This window comes from Leucobacter luti, assembly GCF_050310065.1.
Lineage (GTDB): Bacteria > Actinomycetota > Actinomycetes > Actinomycetales > Microbacteriaceae > Leucobacter > Leucobacter luti_B.
The window spans coordinates 1,060,424-1,077,692 of sequence record NZ_CP190007.1; the positions used below are offsets into that span (position 1 = coordinate 1,060,424).

Annotated in this window: 16 protein-coding genes and 1 tRNA gene; 16 read left to right on the forward strand and 1 reads right to left on the reverse strand. The window is 64.1% G+C overall.

Annotated elements, in window-relative coordinates; all coding sequences use genetic code 11:
- The first annotated feature begins 56 nt into the window (after positions 1 to 56).
- The 7 genes from ACOPJ3_RS04815 to ACOPJ3_RS04845 all read left to right on the forward strand — a co-directional run bounded on the left by ACOPJ3_RS04815 (position 57) and on the right by ACOPJ3_RS04845 (position 5,620).
- A complete protein-coding gene (locus ACOPJ3_RS04815; RefSeq protein WP_427870701.1) occupies positions 57 to 980 on the forward strand; it encodes a UTP--glucose-1-phosphate uridylyltransferase in 924 nt (307 codons plus the stop codon).
- Positions 981 to 992: 12 nt separating this feature from the next.
- The gene (locus tag ACOPJ3_RS04820; RefSeq protein WP_427870702.1) at positions 993 to 1,604 is read left to right on the forward strand and encodes a GNAT family N-acetyltransferase; all 612 of its coding nucleotides are present in this window, start codon (positions 993 to 995) and stop codon (positions 1,602 to 1,604) included.
- 240 nt (positions 1,605 to 1,844) lie between these two features.
- Positions 1,845 to 2,903, forward strand: a complete 1,059-nt coding sequence (locus ACOPJ3_RS04825; RefSeq protein ID WP_427870703.1) for a hypothetical protein — start codon at positions 1,845 to 1,847, stop codon at positions 2,901 to 2,903.
- 51 nt (positions 2,904 to 2,954) lie between these two features.
- Positions 2,955 to 3,030 (forward strand) — tRNA-Ala (locus tag ACOPJ3_RS04830).
- 666 nt (positions 3,031 to 3,696) lie between these two features.
- Positions 3,697 to 4,437: a GntR family transcriptional regulator gene (locus ACOPJ3_RS04835; RefSeq protein WP_427870704.1), complete on the forward strand. Its 741-nt coding sequence runs from the start codon at positions 3,697 to 3,699 to the stop codon at positions 4,435 to 4,437.
- Positions 4,434 to 5,273 (forward strand): sulfite exporter TauE/SafE family protein, encoded by an 840-nt coding sequence (locus tag ACOPJ3_RS04840; protein WP_427870705.1) that lies wholly within the window; start codon positions 4,434 to 4,436, stop codon positions 5,271 to 5,273. The genes ACOPJ3_RS04835 and ACOPJ3_RS04840 overlap by 4 nt, the downstream gene beginning before the upstream one ends.
- A 5-nt stretch (positions 5,274 to 5,278) precedes the next feature.
- Positions 5,279 to 5,620 (forward strand): hypothetical protein, encoded by a 342-nt coding sequence (locus tag ACOPJ3_RS04845; RefSeq protein ID WP_427870706.1) that lies wholly within the window; start codon positions 5,279 to 5,281, stop codon positions 5,618 to 5,620.
- Positions 5,621 to 5,839: 219 nt separating this feature from the next.
- Here the strand turns inward: ACOPJ3_RS04845 and ACOPJ3_RS04850 are convergent, their stop codons facing one another.
- On the reverse strand, positions 5,840 to 6,055 hold the full coding sequence (locus ACOPJ3_RS04850) for a hypothetical protein (RefSeq protein ID WP_427870707.1): 216 nt from the start codon (positions 6,053 to 6,055) through the stop codon (positions 5,840 to 5,842).
- 1,060 nt (positions 6,056 to 7,115) lie between these two features.
- Here ACOPJ3_RS04850 and ACOPJ3_RS04855 point away from each other — a divergent pair.
- The 9 genes from ACOPJ3_RS04855 to ACOPJ3_RS04895 all read left to right on the forward strand — a co-directional run bounded on the left by ACOPJ3_RS04855 (position 7,116) and on the right by ACOPJ3_RS04895 (position 17,235).
- Positions 7,116 to 8,459, forward strand: coding sequence for an aldehyde dehydrogenase family protein (locus ACOPJ3_RS04855; protein WP_427871172.1), 1,344 nt, complete (start codon positions 7,116 to 7,118; stop codon positions 8,457 to 8,459).
- Between the two features lie 70 nt (positions 8,460 to 8,529).
- Complete coding sequence (locus ACOPJ3_RS04860; protein WP_427870708.1) at positions 8,530 to 9,273, forward strand: FadR/GntR family transcriptional regulator; 744 nt, start codon at positions 8,530 to 8,532, stop codon at positions 9,271 to 9,273.
- Between the two features lie 155 nt (positions 9,274 to 9,428).
- On the forward strand, positions 9,429 to 10,334 hold the full coding sequence (locus ACOPJ3_RS04865) for an alpha/beta hydrolase (RefSeq protein ID WP_427870709.1): 906 nt from the start codon (positions 9,429 to 9,431) through the stop codon (positions 10,332 to 10,334).
- Complete coding sequence (locus ACOPJ3_RS04870; protein ID WP_427870710.1) at positions 10,262 to 11,977, forward strand: flavin-containing monooxygenase; 1,716 nt, start codon at positions 10,262 to 10,264, stop codon at positions 11,975 to 11,977. Before ACOPJ3_RS04865 ends, ACOPJ3_RS04870 begins: the two co-directional genes overlap by 73 nt.
- Before the next feature lie 60 nt (positions 11,978 to 12,037).
- A complete protein-coding gene (locus ACOPJ3_RS04875; RefSeq protein WP_427870711.1) occupies positions 12,038 to 13,501 on the forward strand; it encodes an APC family permease in 1,464 nt (487 codons plus the stop codon).
- A 14-nt stretch (positions 13,502 to 13,515) separates the two neighbouring features.
- Positions 13,516 to 14,928, forward strand: a complete 1,413-nt coding sequence (locus ACOPJ3_RS04880) for a glutamine synthetase family protein (protein WP_427870712.1) — start codon at positions 13,516 to 13,518, stop codon at positions 14,926 to 14,928.
- Positions 14,915 to 15,697 carry an SDR family NAD(P)-dependent oxidoreductase gene (locus tag ACOPJ3_RS04885; protein WP_427870713.1) on the forward strand — a complete coding sequence of 261 codons (783 nt, stop codon included), beginning with the start codon at positions 14,915 to 14,917 and terminating at the stop codon, positions 15,695 to 15,697. Before ACOPJ3_RS04880 ends, ACOPJ3_RS04885 begins: the two co-directional genes overlap by 14 nt.
- 10 nt (positions 15,698 to 15,707) lie before the next feature.
- Positions 15,708 to 16,502, forward strand: a complete 795-nt coding sequence (locus ACOPJ3_RS04890) for a gamma-glutamyl-gamma-aminobutyrate hydrolase family protein (protein WP_427870714.1) — start codon at positions 15,708 to 15,710, stop codon at positions 16,500 to 16,502.
- The gene (locus ACOPJ3_RS04895; RefSeq protein WP_427870715.1) at positions 16,489 to 17,235 is read left to right on the forward strand and encodes an SDR family oxidoreductase; all 747 of its coding nucleotides are present in this window, start codon (positions 16,489 to 16,491) and stop codon (positions 17,233 to 17,235) included. The genes ACOPJ3_RS04890 and ACOPJ3_RS04895 overlap by 14 nt, the downstream gene beginning before the upstream one ends.
- The last annotated feature ends 34 nt before the right edge of the window (positions 17,236 to 17,269 follow it).

Below are 17,269 nucleotides of genomic sequence, written 5' to 3' on the forward strand. Positions count from 1 at the left end.
CCCTCCAGGGCGCCCTCGCTTGGACCGCTCAGAAAGGCGGGGATATGCTGACCCTTATGACGGAAACGCAACGGCAGTCTGCTCGCACGGTTACGAAGGCGGTCATCCCCGCGGCCGGGCTGGGCACGAGGTTCCTTCCCGCGACGAAGGCCATGCCGAAGGAGATGCTGCCGATCGTTGACAAGCCTGCGATCCAGTACGTGGTCGAGGAGGCTGCGGGGGCGGGGCTCGGAGACGTGCTCATCATTACGGGCCGCAACAAGGACAACCTGCTCAACCACTTCGACAGCGTGCCGGAGCTCGAGTACACGCTCGAGCGCAAGGGCGACGAGGGCAAGCTCGGCAAGGTAAATGAATCGAGCGAGGTTGCCGAGGTGCACTTCCTGCGCCAGGGGCAGCCCCTCGGCCTCGGCCACGCCGTCGGCCGGGCGCGCCGCCACGTCGGCAACGAGTCCTTCGCCGTGCTGCTCGGCGACGACCTCATCGACGCGCGCGACCCGCTGCTCGATCGCATGGTCGCCGAGCACGACGCCCGCAACGCGACCGTGATCGCGCTCATGGAGGTGCCCACCGAGTCGATCCACCTCTACGGCTGCGCAGCCGTCGAGCCGACCGAGGATCCGGACGTCGTCCGCATCACGGGCCTCGTCGAGAAGCCCTCCGCCGAGGAGGCTCCCTCGAACCTCGCGGTGATCGGGCGCTACGTGCTGCGCCCCGAGATCTTCGACGTGATTGACGACCTCGAGCCCGGCCGAGGCGGCGAGATCCAGCTCACCGACGCGCTCAACTACCTCGCCGAGGGCAAGGGCGAGGGGCCCGTCTACGGCGTGATCTTCCGCGGCCGCCGCTACGACACAGGTGACCGTGCCGACTGGATCAAGGCGAACGTGCTCCTCGGTGTCGACCACGCCGAGCTTGGCGCCGAGATCTCCGACTGGGTGATCGACTTCGCGGAGAAGCTCCGCGCGCAGCGCGCCTAAGGCTGACGCGCCGTGCCGCTCGGCCAGGAGATCGCGGACCCGGGGGAGCTCGGGGCCGGCCGAGTGGGGCTGCGAGTCATCCAGCGCGGCGACGCCGAGCCGCTGCGGCAGCTCCTCACCGCGAACCGCAGCTGGCTCACGCGGTGGGAGGCGACGCACCCCTCCGGGCTCGGGATCGTGCCCGGATCGGTGTCGATGAAGCCGACGATCCGGCTGCTCCGCCGTCAGCTCCGCGCGGGCACCGGGATCCCGTTCGTGATCAGGTACGCCGGTGAACTCGTCGGGCAGCTCAGCGTCTCCGAGATCAGCGGGGGAGCGCTGCAGTCGGCGCAGCTCGGCTACTGGGTCTCCGAGCACGTCGCCGGCCGCGGGATCACGCCCGCCGCCGTCGCGCTCGCGATCGACCACCTCTTCTTCGGCATCGGGCTGCATCGGGCCGAGATCTGCATCCGGCCAGAGAACACCGCGTCGCTGCGGGTCGTCGAGAAGCTCGGGATGCGCTACGAGGGCCGCCGCAGCGCGTACATCCACATCGACGGCGCGTGGCGGGATCACGAGTGCTTCGCCGTGACGCGGGACGAGGCGCCGCAGGGCCTGCTCGCGCGGCTGCCGCAGCTGCCGTAGCTGCGGCGGTGTTTCTTCTGCGCCCGCCGAGACTTCTGCACTCAGCGGCACTGTCTGCCGAAGTTCCTGAAGTTGAGTGCAGAAGTCTGGGTGAGCGCTGCGCGCTCCCTCAGGCCGCGTGCACAACTTGCTGCCTCCGAGGGGTCGGGATCCGGCGCTCATGGACTTCGCAGGGTGAATGCGAAGGCGGAGCGGCGCGCCGGGGCCTTCGCCCCTGGCGTAGCCCGTACAGTGATCAGCATGACAGGCGGAACTCTCGGCGGCGGTGTGATCTTTGTGGTTGCGGCCGTGCTGTGGGCCGCCGTGCTGGTGCCCGTGTGGATGCGCCGGCGCGAGTTCAAGGCGGCCGAGCGCAACGCGCTGCGCCTGCAGCGCACGCTTCGCGTGCTCGCGGAGACCTCTGAGGTGCCCGACGAGGTGCGCTACGAGGCGACCGCGCGCGAGGCGCTCGCCCAGGAAAAACTCCTGCGCACGGCGCAGAAGCGGCAGGAGGCGGAGCGCACGGCGAGGCTCGCAGAGGCGCGCGCCGAGCAGGTGAAGGCCGAGATCCGGGCCCAGGAGATGAGCCGCAAGCAGGCAGCCGCACAGCGCGCAGCGAAGCTTCGCAGGCCGATCGTGCGCCGCACGCGCGCAGTGGCCGCGCTCGCCGCGTTCGGCGGCCTCCTGGGTGCGCTCGTGGGCGTCGGCGTCGCCATGACCGGCGCCGGGCTTGCGGTGCTCGGAATCTCCTCGCTCGTCTTCGCAGCTTCGGCCGCGCTGCTCGTGCTCCTCGCCCCCGGTCGCGCCCGGGTGCAGGCGATCCCCGCCGAGCAGGTCAGCTCCGCGCCCATCGTTGCGGCGGTGGAACCGTCAGTCGAGGACGTCACCTCGGTCGACGGATCCGCGCAGGCCGCAGAGGCACACGCCGCGGCGCAGCGCGCAGCGGCTGAGCGGATCGAGCGGGCGCGCGCGCTCGCCAGGGCCCGCGCCCGCGCCGAGCGCCCCGCGCGCGAGAACCAGCCGGAGTCGATGCTGCTGCGCGAGGCGCGCGAGCAGGTGCAGCAGGCCCGCGACTCGGCCGTGAGCCGGGAGACGCTGGCGGCGGAGCGGGCGGTGGCTGCCGGATCTGCGGCTCCTGCGGCCCCTGCAGCACCAGCCGCCCCCGCCGCGAAGAAGCCCGCGCCAGCGCCAGCGCCGGCGCCGCGCGATCCGCGACTCGCGGCCCAGGAGCGGCTCCGCCGAATGGGCGTCATCGGCGACACGAGCGACGACATGGTGAACCTCGACGAGGTCCTCCGCCGCCGCCGCAACGCCGGATAGCGTCCCGATTTCGCGCGTGCGTTTATCGTGCGCTACAGTGGATCGCTGTAAGGGTCTGTGGCGCAGTTGGTAGCGCGTCTCGTTCGCAATGAGAAGGTCAGGGGTTCGATTCCCCTCAGATCCACCAATGACAGTGGGACCCCGCTTCGGCGGGGTCCCACTGTCATTTCTGCGTGCGGAGTGAATCGAACCCGTGAGGGCGCGGGCGGCGAGAGAACGCGGAGCGTTCGAACCGGCCGCGACGCGAGGTGCCCCGGAGGGGTGCCGAGCGGTGCGGATGCGGAGCATCCGCGCGATTCCCCTCAGATCCACCAATGAAAAGCCCCGCAACGCGGGGCTTTTCTGATCTTCGGGGATCGCGCGGATCTCGCGGAAGCTGCGCTTCCGCTCTGAGAGATCCGCGCCCCTCAGATCCACTGATGAAAAGCCCCGCAACGCGGGGCTTTTCTGATCTTCGGGGATCGCGCGGATCCACCAATTCAGACGGACTAGAACACCTGATTGCGGTGGATCGTGGTGTGGGCGTGGAGGGGGGGCGAGTCATTTATCGAACGCGGCCTCGAGCTGTGCTGCGTGCGCAATGCAGGCTTTCCTCTGAGCGAGCTCTCGCCGGATGGCAGCCTCAAGCAGTTGCTGACGAGACTCGGCGCCGCCTTCTGGGTTTCCACGGGCAGGGCTAAAGCCCCCCTTGCCGCGGCGACCGCAATGCATACGCCGGGGAAGACGCTGATAGTCCCGCCGCAGCGACAAACAGAACCGCTGATATTATAACAACATAATGTAAACTGGACGCATGACCACCGGCGCACCCCTCTACATGCAGGTCGAGCAGGCTCTCGCGGCGCGAATCAGCGACGAGCTACGTCCAGGCGACCGGCTGCCCACTGAGGGCGAGCTGATCGCCGAGTTCGGCGTCAGCCGGATCACGGTCCGGCGGGCGGTCCAGGAATTGGCGGCGCGAGGTCTGGTTGTCACCCGGCGTGGTCAGGGCACCTTCGTCACCGCTCCACGCCTGCGACAGCCTTTGACTGCGCTCACTGGTTTCGTTGAGGATATGGAAGCTCAGGGCTTGCAATCACGTGCCCGCGTACTCCGGGTCGAGGAGGTCTCCGCGCCGCCGGAGGCGCGCGCCGCTCTGGATCTGCCGCTCGGTTCCTCGGTCACCCTCATTCAGCGGGTGCGCCTGGCGGCCGGACAGCCGGTCTCCTTTGATGTCACCTACCTGCCCGTCCACTTAGGTAGCCTTGTCGCCCAAGATGACTTGGAGAACGAGCAGATCTTCACCCTGCTTGAGACCCGCCACAGGACGCCGCTGATCGAAGCCGACTACGCGCTGACGGCGAGCACCGCCGACGCCGCCGTCGCCGCAGCTCTGGAAGTTCCGGAAGGGAGCGCAGTCTTCCGCATCGAGCGGACCTCCTTCACGACGGGCCAACTGCCGGTCGATTACGAGGTGCTGCACTACCGTGGTGACGCCATCACCTTCACCACCCGCCTTCCTCGATCCGGCGCCGCGTCGGAACGGAAGCCGTGACAGCCGCCCTGTTCGTCGTGTTGTTCGGCGGTTCACTCATTGCGGCTGCGCTGGGCGGCGCGCTCGGGATGGCCGGTGGGATTTTCGTCGTCCCCCTGCTGACGCTGGTGGCAGGCGTGCCATTCCCGACCGCGGTGGCGGTGAGTCTGGTCTCGGTCATCGCCTGCTCCTGCGCCAGCGCCCCATCCTTTCTGGCCGCCGGCCTGCCGAACCTGCGTCTGGCGATCGTTCTAGAGGTGGCCACAACGCTGGGCGCGCTCGTCGGCGTCCTGATGGTCGGTGCCGTACCAGACGGGGTCCTGTACGGGATCTTCGCCCTGATTCTGCTGGTTTCGGCGGTCCAGATTATTTCCGGCCGCAGCGAGCGCGATGCACGCCACGCAGGATCCTCTCCTCGCTACCCGAGCCTGGCTGGCGAGTTTACGGAGCGCGACGGCACCACCGTCTCCTACGTGGTGTCGCGGCTGCCGCTCGGATCGGCGCTGATGTTCGGAGCCGGAACGCTCTCGGCTTTGCTGGGCATCGGGTCCGGTGTGCTCAAGATCCCGGCCATGGATGCGGCAATGCGGCTTCCGATCAAGGTCTCCTCGGGTACCGCGAACCTCATGATCGGTGTGACGGCCTGCGGGGCGGCTGCCGCGTACCTGCTGTCCGGGGCGCTCGACTTGGTGTTGTCCGCGCCCGTCGTGCTGGGCTCGTTGGCCGGGTCGATACTGGGAGCAAAAATCCTCGTCCGGGCCTCTGCCTCTTCGCTGCGCGTCGTGTTTACGATCGTGCTGCTGGCGCTGGCCGTGCCCATGTCCGCGAACGCATTTGGGCTGAACTGGGGGATCTGAGCAGTATGACGCAACGCACTACCACCGAATCTGCACGGGGTGACCAGTCGCTGAACCGGAGGATCGCCATCCTTATGCGCATCGGAACGTCTGTGGCTTGCGTCCTGCTCTCGATCGGCTCTGTCGTCACCCTGCTGAGGCCGGGTGTTGTCGCCACGACGTTCCTGGCGGGCGGGTGCGCTCTGCTTGTCCTATTGCCCGCAATCCGACTGGTGATGATGGCCGAGCACTTTGTCCGCCAGTCCCAGGCTCGCTACGCGCTCATCGCCGTCGTCGTCTTTGCATTAGTTGTCGCCAGCGGCGTCGTCGGGCTCCTAGATCTGCCGCACGTTTCAGTGATGCTTTGACCTGTCCCACAATTTCGTTGCACTCTGCTGTTGGCGAGGACCATGCTCGGGCTAGTGTCCTTTCGTGGGCTGCCTCGGGCCCCATCGTGGCGCGATAGCCGAGCCTTGAGTGGCGGCGTTTGCGGGTATGGGACCCTCCACGTACGCGAACATCGCGTTCGCCCGATCGATCCTCGTCAGCTGCCGGCGACGGTCCAGCTGCCCGATCTGCATCGCCAGCTAGATCGACTCCATCAGCGCTTGATCAAGCCAGTTGCCGTCAGCCCAGAACGAGGACCTCTGCCCCGCCTCACGAATCTGGTTCGTGAATGCCCCTGCGTTGAATTGCACGTCATCGTCTACGCGCAGCACCTCGCCAGGGGAAAGCTGTCGATTTGCCAAGGCCAGAGCGAGCGCGCTCACGACAATGTTCGAATACTGCAGCGCGTCAATCAACTAACCAACATTCTTTCTCCTGAACGTGTCCATCACAGAATTTCAGAGCTCTTTTCCTTCCCGCGTCGGTTGCCCCGTGATTGCTATCACCTAGCGCTCGTTCATGGACTCGCGATCGAACTCCCGATTCACCAGATCGTCAGCAGGCGCCGAGCCTTTCGCCCGCTTCACCCGAGTCGGGCCAGGAAGCCGATACATTCCACGCTTCAACTTGAGTACCGTGTCCTGCCGGCTCGAACACGGGATCTTCATCCCGGTGGAGAGCTCGGCGGGGTTACCTCGGTATCTGGACGCGCTGTGGGAGGCGATGTGCACTTCAAAGATCAGCCCGGGGAGCTACTGGCATCGCAACTGCGTCGCGTTCGTGGGTCGTCCCCGAAATTGGAAGTAGTCCTGGTGGGGCACGCCCAGGACTCGACAGGAGGTCTCGACGGGTGCCCCGGATCCGACGAGGTGATCGAACGCCGGGTATGCCGTGTTGGGTCGACGTGTTCGTCCTCGCAGATTCAACTCGAGGCCCGTTTCACACCCTCACGTTCCATCTCGAGCGGTCTGATTCGGCTCCGGGCAACTCGGAGGTGCGCGTCTTCGCTGATTAGTCAGCCGAGCCTGCGCCCACTATTGATATCGTCTTGCCGAATCCACAAAAGCAGAGCGATCTCGATGATGCCGGGATCATCGGTGGTGTGATTGACTTGCCGGCCCTCGCTGACATGCGCGAACGCACCTGCGCAGAACTCTGGCGGGAAAGGCCGCGTCACCTCTGCGGGCTCCGAGCTGCGGGACAGTTCTGGTCTCGAAGTTGGGGCGATCGAGCCTTTCCAATCATGCGACGTCGCGCGCGCAGATCGAGACACTGCGGGAGCTGCTGACGCTGCGCGCTGGGGCGTTGAATGCAATATTCGTCACTAGCCTTAAAGGTTGGGTTCTGCTACCATTGAGATGACTCTGCCAATGGAATGCCGCGTTGCATTGAGCCTGAGGAGAGTTCGTGGGGGCAGCGCTGCACCCACGAGGACACTGTTTCATGCAGAGATGAGGCCTCGTGAGTTACACGATCATGAATCCAGCCGACCACACCTTTGTCGCCACGGTCGAGCACATCGGCGTCGAAGAGACAGATGAGGCGATAGCTCGCGCGGTCAGTGCGCAGAGTGACTGGGCTCGGGTGGCGCCGAAGGATCGGGCAAAGCTGATGAGAAGCTTTGCCGCTATCGTGGACGCGCATTCCGAGGAGTTGGCGCTGCTCGAGACAAGGAACTCAGGTCACCCGATTAGCCAGGCTCGGGGCGAGGCGACAATCGTTCGCGACGTGCTGGAATACTATGCCGCGGCTCCGGAGCGATTGATCGGGCAGCAGATCCCTGCGCCGGGTGGGTTGAACGTGACCTTCCATGAGCCGATCGGCGTGGTGGGCGTGATCACGCCGTGGAATTTTCCGATGACCATCGGAGCGTGGGGTTTCGCTCCTGCGCTCGCGGCAGGGAATGCCGTGGTGCTGAAGCCGGCCGAGTGGACTCCGCTTACTAGCCTGCGGCTGGGCGAGCTGGCTTTGGAAGCCGGGTTGCCGGAGGGGCTATTTCAGGTTCTGCCGGGTCGCGGTTCGGTGGTGGGTAAACGATTCATTTCGCATCCGGGAGTGCGCAAGCTGGTCTTTACGGGCTCCACTGAAGTGGGCAAGCGCATCATGGCGGGTGCGTCGGAACAGGTGAAGCGTGTCACGCTTGAACTCGGCGGCAAGAGCGCGAACATCGTTTTCGCCGATGCTGATCTCGAGAGCGCGGCGGCGGCGGCGCCCGCCTCGGTGTTCGACAATGCCGGGCAGGACTGCTGCGCCCGAAGCCGCCTACTTGTGCAGCGCTCGGTGCTTGACCGTTTTCTCGAGAGATTCGAGCAGGCGGTTGGGACGATGCGGGTGGGAGATCCGATGGACCCCGCGACGGAGATGGGGCCGCTCACCACGTTGGCTCACCGGGACCGGGTCAACGAGTTTCTCAGCGATGGGGATCCTGTCGCGTTCAGGGGCAGCTGCCCAGATGGTCCCGGAGCCTGGTTCGCGCCGACGGTGTTGCTGCCGGAGCGCGATGCTCGGGCGTCGAACGAAGAGATCTTCGGTCCGATCGTTTCGGTGCTGCCATTTGACACTGAGGAGGAGGCGATCGCGCTCGCAAATGACTCCGAATACGGCCTGAGCGGCTCTATCTGGACCGAGAGTCTCGCACGCGCTATTCGGGTGTCGCGGGCGGTTGAGTCCGGCACGCTGTCAGTGAACTCGCACTCGTCGGTCAGGCACACGGCTCCATTCGGCGGCATGAAGCAGTCCGGGCTTGGGCGGGAGTTGGGCCCTGACGCGCCGCTGAAGTTCACTGAGACGAAGACCGTGTTCTTCGCGGCCACGGAGTAGCATTCGGGGAAACGGACGTTGAGTGCCGCGGCGTGGTGTCTCAACTGTGAGGCGCGGTGGGAGGAGTGGAATGGTAGCGATTGAAGGCCAGTCACAGCTCTTGTTTCGCGCGATGCGGCCTACCAACGCTTACGAGGAGACAATGCAGCGACTGCTGCAGTCCATTCGTCTCGGCATGATCCCGCTTGGTGAGCGGCTGCCCCCGGAGCGTGACCTCGCAAGCATGCTCAAGGTCAGTCGCGATACGGTGCGTGAGGCGATATCCACGCTCACTGAGCAGGGTTTTGTCGTGTCTAAGCGAGGGCGATACGGGGGGACGTTCGTTGTCGAGCGCCTCCCGGATCGTGCTCATTCTTCTCAGGGGGATCTGACCGAGCATGAGATCAACGACATCATCATCTTGCGCCGAGTGCTCGAGCTGGGTGCCGTCAAAGAGGCCGCGGGGCGCGAACTGCGTGCTGCCGAGCGAGCGGGTCTCGTCGAGGCTCTAGATGCGTGTGACGGTGTCGTAGGTGAGGACGCCAGGAGGCTCGATTCGCGACTGCATGTGCGGATCGCCGAACTCTCGGGATCGCCGAGCCTCATGGAGCAGGTGGCCGACCTTCGCACGCGTCTCAACTCTGCCTTTGAGGTGGTACCCGACCTGATGCCGAACCTTATGAACTCTGATGAGCAGCATCACGCGATCGTCGCGGCGATCCTTGCGGGGCGGCCCGATGCCGCGGTGCGGGCGATGACCGAGCACCTGCACGGCTCGGAGGCGCTTCTGCGCGGATACTGGGCGACCACGACGTTCTCCGGAGGAGATGATTGACCCTCAAGCAGTGCGGGAGTCTATTGCTTTAAAGGTTGCAATGCCCTACCATTAAGTTCGGGTTCGAAGGAGAACCTTGATCGGGGTAGGGGAACGTGGTTTCACTGGATAGGGACGCGCGAGAGTATCTTGCGCTTCGCCGCCGCACGAGTCGCATGTCGCAGGCTCTCACTCCGCGCGCGCTGCGGAGTGAAGAGCGTTCCCTTCGCGAGCGCTACGGACACGGGCCGCAGATGTTGCACGAACGCCTGGTTGATGCCTCCGAGGGGCGCCCTCGGCACTTCGTTCTCGAGCCGGTCGAGCAACCCGACGGTACCGTGCTGTACTTGCACGGCGGCGGTTGGGTTATGGGAGAACCTGAGGACTACCTCGCCGTGTGCAGGTCGCTTGCAAAGGCCAGCGGATGGAGGGTCATCGTCGCGGACTATGCCAAGGCGCCCGAGCGCCCGTTTCCTATCGGATTCGACGAATGTTTGGCACTCGCAGTATCGCTGCTCGGGGCCCAGGGGGAGAACTCTGGCGAAGAATCGGCGCACCAGAAGTTCGTGCTCGCGGGCGATTCAGCAGGAGGAAATCTTGTCGCTGCGATCGCCGCTCGGCTGAGCGTGGCGGCACCCGGAAGCATCGCCGCGCAGATCCTCATCACCCCGGTGCTCGACTCCGACTTCGATCGGCCGAGCTACCTCGACCCGGAGCGTCAGCTTTCGTTGACCCGCGACCATATGCGGTGGTTCTTCGACCAATATGTTCCTTCCGACGAGGATCGGGCAGACCCCCGAGTCTCACCGGTTCGCGCAGAATCGTTCGCCGGGCTGCCGCAGACCTTCGTCGTATCGGCCGGAAGCGACGTGCTCAAGAGCGAGATCGAGGAGTACCTCGCCAAGCTCGACGAAGCCGGGATCCCGGTACGGCACCTTGAGCTCCCCGGCCAGATGCATGGCTTTTTCCAACTGCACAACGTCATGGCAGCATCGGCGCACGCGGTCGATTGGATCGCAGCGGCGTTGCACACACTCGAGGCCCCGAGCGAGGGACAAGACACGAAAGGAACATCCAGATGAGCGCAGCAAGAAGCGCAGGTGAGTTCGACGCAATCATCATCGGTGCCGGATTCGCGGGCATGTATCAACTGCACAGACTCCGGGAAATGGGGCTGAACGCCCTCGTGTTTGAGCGTGGCCCAGAGGTCGGCGGCACGTGGTACTGGAATCGATACCCTGGCGCACGCTGCGACATCACCTCTCTCGACTACTCCTACTCGTTCGATGAGCAGCTGCAGCAGGAGTGGGAGTGGAGCGAGAAGTTCGCGACGCAGCCCGAGATTCTTGAATACGCCAAGCACGTTGCCGACCGTTTCTCCTTGCGCGACGACATTCGTTTCGGCAGCGCGGTCATTGGCGCGCAGTGGGATGAGGCTGCGGCTCGGTGGAGCGTCGATGTCGTCACCTCGGACGATTCAGGCCGGCCCCGTCAGGACACCGATCCCGTCTCATTCAGCGCCACCTATCTCATCTTTGCGGTGGGCAACCTTTCTTCCGCTCACACGCCCCGGATCGAGGGGCTTGAGAGCTTCGAGGGGCGCTTGTTGCACAGCGCAGAGTGGCCGAAGGAGCGCATCGACTTCACGGGACGCCGGGTCGGCGTGATCGGTACGGGATCCTCAGGCATCCAGATTGTTCCCCTGGTCGCCGAGGAGGCCGAGACGCTTCACGTGTTCCATCGAACGCCGAACTTCAGTCTGCCAGCGAACAACCGACCGCTTGACCCGGCAGAAGTGCTCGAACGCAAGAGCGAGTATGCCCAGTACCGAGAGCGTGCAAAGTACTCCTTCACCGGAGTGCCCGTGCCAGTGCCGACGCAAAGCGTGTTCGAGGTGACCGAAGAAGAACGTGAGCAGGTATTCCAGGCCGCGTGGGATTCGGGCCGCTATGGCGCTCTGCTCGCCTCATACACCGACCTCTCCACCGACGCCGCTGCGAACGATCTGGCGGCGGAGTTCATCCGTCGGAAGGTTCGCGCAATTGTTCAGGATCCTGAGATTGCTGACGTGGTCGAGCCCAGAGGGAACTATTTCGGCACGAAACGCAGCTGCCTCGACAGCCGGTACTACGAGATGTTCAACAGGCCGAACGTTGTGCTGCACGATCTTGCGCGGAACCCCCTCACCCGGATCGTGCCGAAGGGCGTTCAGATTGGCGCCGACGTGCACGAGCTCGACGATCTCATCCTTGCGACGGGTTTCGACGCGATGACCGGGTCGATCCTTGCGATCGATCCTGTCGGGGTTGATGGCATCCCGCTCAGCGAGGCATGGAGTGCCGGGCCGTACACGTACCTCGGAGTCGCCTCGCATGGGTTCCCAAACCTCTTCTTCCTCACCGGACCGGGCAGCCCCTCCGTGCTCTCGAACATGATCGTTTCGATTGAGCAACACGTGGAGTGGGTGAGCGACCTCATCTCGTACGCCAGGGCGAACCAGCGGCGCGAGGTGCAGCCGCACAGAGAATCGCAGACCGACTGGATGCGCACCGTGCATGACGAGGCCGCCGCCACGCTCTACATGAGTGGGAACTCCTGGTACCTGGGGGCGAATATTCCGGGCAAGCCGCGAGTGTTCATGCCCTACGTCGCGGGCGTCGGCAAGTATCGCGAGATCGCCGAACGAGAGTCTGCGGCGTCTTACCCGGGCTTCAGCATCATCTGACCCTCCCTCCATTTCTCCGTCAAACCATTTCTCCGTCAACGGCGACGAAAGGAAACTCCAATGAGACAACCATCGAATGGCCAACCGGCCGAAAGTCAGCACACGGCCCCGCTGGCCGATCCCGACAGATCGAGTCTGCAACGTAATTCGCTGAGCTGGCGGCATGTGACGCTGCTCTCACTCGCTGGTTGCGGGCCTGCCGCCAGTGTGGCTCTCAACCTCCAGTTCATGGGCCAGTTCGCTGGTCTCGCACTCGTGTTCGCGTTCGTGCTCGTCTGGCCGGCGATCCTGCTGTTCATGAACTCGCTCGCGGAGTTCTCCCGTCACATTCAAAGCGCGGGAGGCCTGTACGCCTACAACCTTCGTACCTGGGGCGCCAAGTTCGGGTTCGTGTATGGCTGGACCTTCATGGGGGCATACATGGTGCTCGCCGCTGCGGGGTTTGCCGTGTTCGGAGGGTGGTTGTCCGAGTGGCTCGGTAGCCAGTTCTCGATCTTCATCCCCTGGTGGTTGTTGACCGGCGTGGCACTTGGCGCAGTCACCGCGCTCTCGATGTTCGGTATCACCGAGAGCATGCGCACTTCATTGATTCTCGTTGGAGCTTCCGTCGCGGTGATCCTCGTCTTGGCAATCTGGATCGTATTCACCGGCGGCGATAGCCAGGGCGCGGGGTTCTCAGCGCAGCCGTTGGTTCCGGCGGGAGCGGGTTCACTCGGCTGGGCAGGAATCGGGCTCGCGATGACCTACGGCGTGCTCTCGCACGCTGGGATCGAGGAAGGAACAACGCTCTCGGAGGAGGTGCGTGATGCCAATCGGAATGTCAGCCGCGGGCTCTGGGCAGTCGCCATCATCCTGCCGGCGTTCTACATCTTCGTGAGCTACGCGATGGTGCATGGCTACGGTATCGCGCGGATCGAGGAGTTCGGACAAGATCCGGCCCCGCTGCAGACCGTCGCCCTCCACTACTGGGGTGAGTTCGGCCTCGGAGTGGTGGTCATTGCTGCGATCATCAGCATCTTGGGGTTCAGTCAGGCGGGGTTCCTGGCAGGCACAAGGGTCCTTTTCACGCTCGGACGAGATCACATTCTGCCGAAGTGGGTCGGTCTCAGCTCGAAGCGGCATACTCCCGCGAATGCGTCACTGGTCATGGGACTCGTCTGCGTGATCCTCGGCATTCCGCTTGGACTTATCGTCGGGCCCTTCAACGTCTGGGGATACTTCGGATTCTTGGTGGGCATCTTCTTCCTGGTCTCGTACATCATCACTAACGTGGCGCTCATCGTGTTCGCGAAGCGCGAGGGATTCTTCAGGCCGATTCGACACGGCGTGCTCCCGGGCCTGGCCGCGGTCATCTTTGCGTACCCCCTCTACAGCTCGCTCTGGCCGATTCCACCCGGTGAGTATGGTGTGCTCCCGTTCGTGTACCTCGGCTGGGTGCTCGTCGGGGTGATCCTCCTCGTAGTGACGATGAAACGACGGCCGAAGGTGCTCGAGCGCATGCTCGAAGACGAGAGCAAGTGGTGAAAGGTATGGAACGCATGACTGCACAAGTTCCGGCTGGAGGCTTCGAAAGCCTCGAGGTATTCAGTGACTGGTGCGAGGAGCACGGTTTTGACACCGTAATCCCCGGAACCTCAGACACGAACGGCGCATGGATCGGCAAGCGTGTGCCGCTTGTCGACTTCGTGAGAATGGCCGGGGGCGAGGGCGTCCCGTACTGCAATGTGCTCTTCGCAATTACTCGCGACGGCAACGAGAACGTGTTCGCCCCTGAGGGGCTGGAGACGTATTTCCCGACCCACAGAAACGGCTACCCGGACATCTTCTTCAGGCCGGATCTTTCGAGCGTTCGCGTGCTGTCCTGGCATCGGAACACTGTGATGGTGAACGGCATCTATCATCTGCCGGATAGCGCCGAGGTGCCGCTCACGCCGCGCCGCGTGCTGCTGCAGGCGAGGGACCGCCTTCGCGCACTCGGCTACGAACCCTATGTTGCGAGCGAGTTCGAGTTCTACGTCAGCGAGGGCACTCCCGAGACGCTCAGGCAGTCCGGATGGGAGCTCAAGCCGCTGTCCTCGCGCGCCTATACATATCAGGTATTCCGCTCATCTCTCGATCAGGACTTTCTGGCCCGGTGGTGGGGGTATCTGCAGGATGCAGGTGTCCACATTGAGGCGCTGAACCCCGAAACCGGACCAGGGCAGTACGAGCTGAACGCCCGCTACACCGATGCGCTGCGTGCCGCGGACGACGCGTTCATCTACAAGAACGGGATCAAGGAGATCGCAGCCCTTGAGGGCCGCACCGCCTCCTTCATGGCGCTGCCCAATGGCGAATGGGCCGGATCCTCTTGCCACATTCACCAATCACTGCGTTCGACGGATACTGGCGAACCTGTCTTCATGGCAAAGGGAGCACACGGTGCATCTGCCGAGCTCTCACAAGTCGGGCAGCAGTATGTCGCAGGTGTGCTGGCGACGCTTCGGGAGTTCGCCGCGCTCTACTGGCCGACCATTAACTCGTATCGTCGCGCTCGTGACTACTCCTGGTCTGCGACGACGGTGAGCTGGGGATGGGACAACCGTTCGACCGCGCTCAGGGTCGTCGGCGAAGATCCCCAGTCGATGCGCCTTGAGAACCGGATGCCAGGTGCTGATGTCAATCCGTATCTCGCGATCGCAGCGACCTTGGCGGGCGGAGCGTACGGCATTGAGCAAAAGCTTGAATTGCCGCGACCGGTAGAGGGAGACGCATATGCCGATCCTTCGCTCGTCAAACTGCCGGGGTCGCTTGAGGAGGCGGTCGACTTGCTTCACGGCAGTCAGGTCGCACGCGAATTGTTCGGAGATGACTTTGTGAATCACTACGTGGTCACGCTACGTGCCGAGATCGCGCAGTGGAAGAAGCACGTCTCAGACTGGGAAGTGGGGCTGTACTTTGAATCTGCCTGACGAGGTACGCGCCGCACCGCGCCTCGCGGTCATCACTGGCGCGGCCGGTGGCCTCGGGGCAGCGATTGCCGCCGACCTGGACAAGCAGGGGTGGGCCACGATTCGTGTCGACGTGCGCTCGCCTGAGGCAGATGTGGACGCTGGTTACGCTCAGCCGACCGTGTTCCTGCCGCTTGACGTGCGCGACGATGCCGGGTTCGCGCAACTCGGCGAAAGTTTGCGTATGCCTCGCGATCGCTTTCTCGTGGTGGCCGCTGCAGGAGTGATTTCGGTCGGACGCGCCGAGAATCTGTCGCTTGCCGAGTGGAGTCGGGTCATCGAGGTGAATCTCACCGGCACATTCGTGACGCTGCGCTCGATGATTGCGGCAGCGAGGGAGGCCGAGACGGGTCGCCTGATCGCGATCTCTTCCGACGCCGGGAAAACGGGTGAGCCGTGGCTCTCGCATTACTCGGCTTCGAAGTTCGGCGTGATCGGGCTGGTGCAGTCACTCGCGCTTGAACTCGTGGGGCACGGCGTGACCGTCAACGCCATCTGCCCAAGCATCGTCGACACTCCGATGATGGATCAACTCGCTCGGCAGATGGCTGACGCGACCGGTGAAGCCGACGTTCAGGAATGGCGGCGGCGATTCGTCGCCGAGGTGCCCGCGGGTCGGGCCTGCCTGCCCAACGATGTCACGAACGCCGTGACCTTTTTCGCAGGCGAGGGATCACAGTTTCTCACCGGCCAATCGCTCAACGTGGCCGGCGGCCACGAGATGCACTAAGGAGTAACAGGTGAAGACATCTCTCGTGATCGGGGTGTGCGCAGCGTACGAGCGCGCCCGGTGGAGCTTCTGGGATATGCCCGCCGCAATCGTTGCGAGCACGTACCTGAGTCACCTTGCGCATGACGGGGCGACCCCCGTTGCGTTCATTCCCTCCGAAGCCACGATCGACAGCGCTGAGCGCCTGGTCGGCACCGTCGACGGGCTACTGCTGCTCGGTGGAGCCGACGTTGATCCGGCGATGTACGGGGAGGCTCCCGATGAGCTGCTCGAGGCGACGGTCCCGCTTCGCGACCGGAGCGAGATCGCGCTGGTACGCGCGGCAATGGCCCAAGGCGTACCGGTGTTCGGTGTGTGCCGCGGGCTCCATGTCATGAACGTCGCGACCGGCGGCACCCTCGTGCAAGACATCGGTGTGCTGGGCGATGCGCGGCACAGGAAGGCGCCGGGGCGACTCGACGGGCCTACCTTTCATGAAGCCGATGTTGCGGCGAACTCGTTTGTGGCCGACGCACTCGGTGCCGGGCTGACGACCGTGAATAGTCATCATCACCAGGCGGTGAAACGGGTCGGATCGGGCGGAAGGGTGACGGCAGTCAGCCCCGAAGACGGGGTCGTAGAGGCGGTCGAGTGGAGCGAACGAGGGTTTGCCCTCGGTGTGCAATGGCATCCGGAGGCAGCCGACATCGATGGGCTCTTCCGGGTGTTTCTCGACGAATGCCGGGCGCGTGTCTCGCGCGAAGCGAACGTATCGAACCAACATCAGCAAGTAACAGAGAAGGAGCCCGCGAATGGGAATGCTTGATGGAAAAGTAGCGGTCATCACCGGAGCCAGCGGCTCGATCGGGACAGCAGCGTGCGAGGTGTTCTCGCGTGAGGGGGCGACCGTTGTCGGCACCGACCTGAGAGCCAGTGACGCGCCGGTTGACTATTTCATTGAATGCGATCTGACGAATGAAGAAGAGGTTGCGCAACTGTATCGCACGGTCGCAGAGCGCAGTGGCAAGATCGACATTCTCTTCAACAACGCGGGAATTGCCCTTCCAGCGGATCAGTCCGTGCTCGACACCGACCTCGGTGTGTGGAACAAGGTCGTTGAAGTAAACATGACGAGTGTGTTTCTTTGCTGCAAGCACGGCATCCCCTATCTCATCGAGAGCGGCGGGGGCAGCGTCGTGAACACCGCCTCACTAGTTGCTAGCGTCGGCTCGGCGGCATCTCAGATCGCCTACACCGCTTCGAAGGGTGGCGTGCTCGCCCTCTCCCGTGAACTCGGCGTGGAGTTCGCGAAGCACGGTGTGCGCGTGAACGCGGTCAGCCCTGGGCCGGTGGAGACCCCGCTTCTGGCCGACCTGTTCGATCCCTCTGAGAAATCGCGCCGGCTCGTTCACGTGCCGCGGGGCAGGTTCGGAGCGCCACACGAAATTGCCGAAGCCGTGGCGTTCCTCTCGTCGGATCGTGCTTCGTACATCAACGCGACGGATTTCAAGGTGGACGGCGGCATTCACGCAGCGTACGTGACTGCGCTCGACAAGTGACCTTGGTCTTTCGTTGAGTATCGGTGCGCCGATG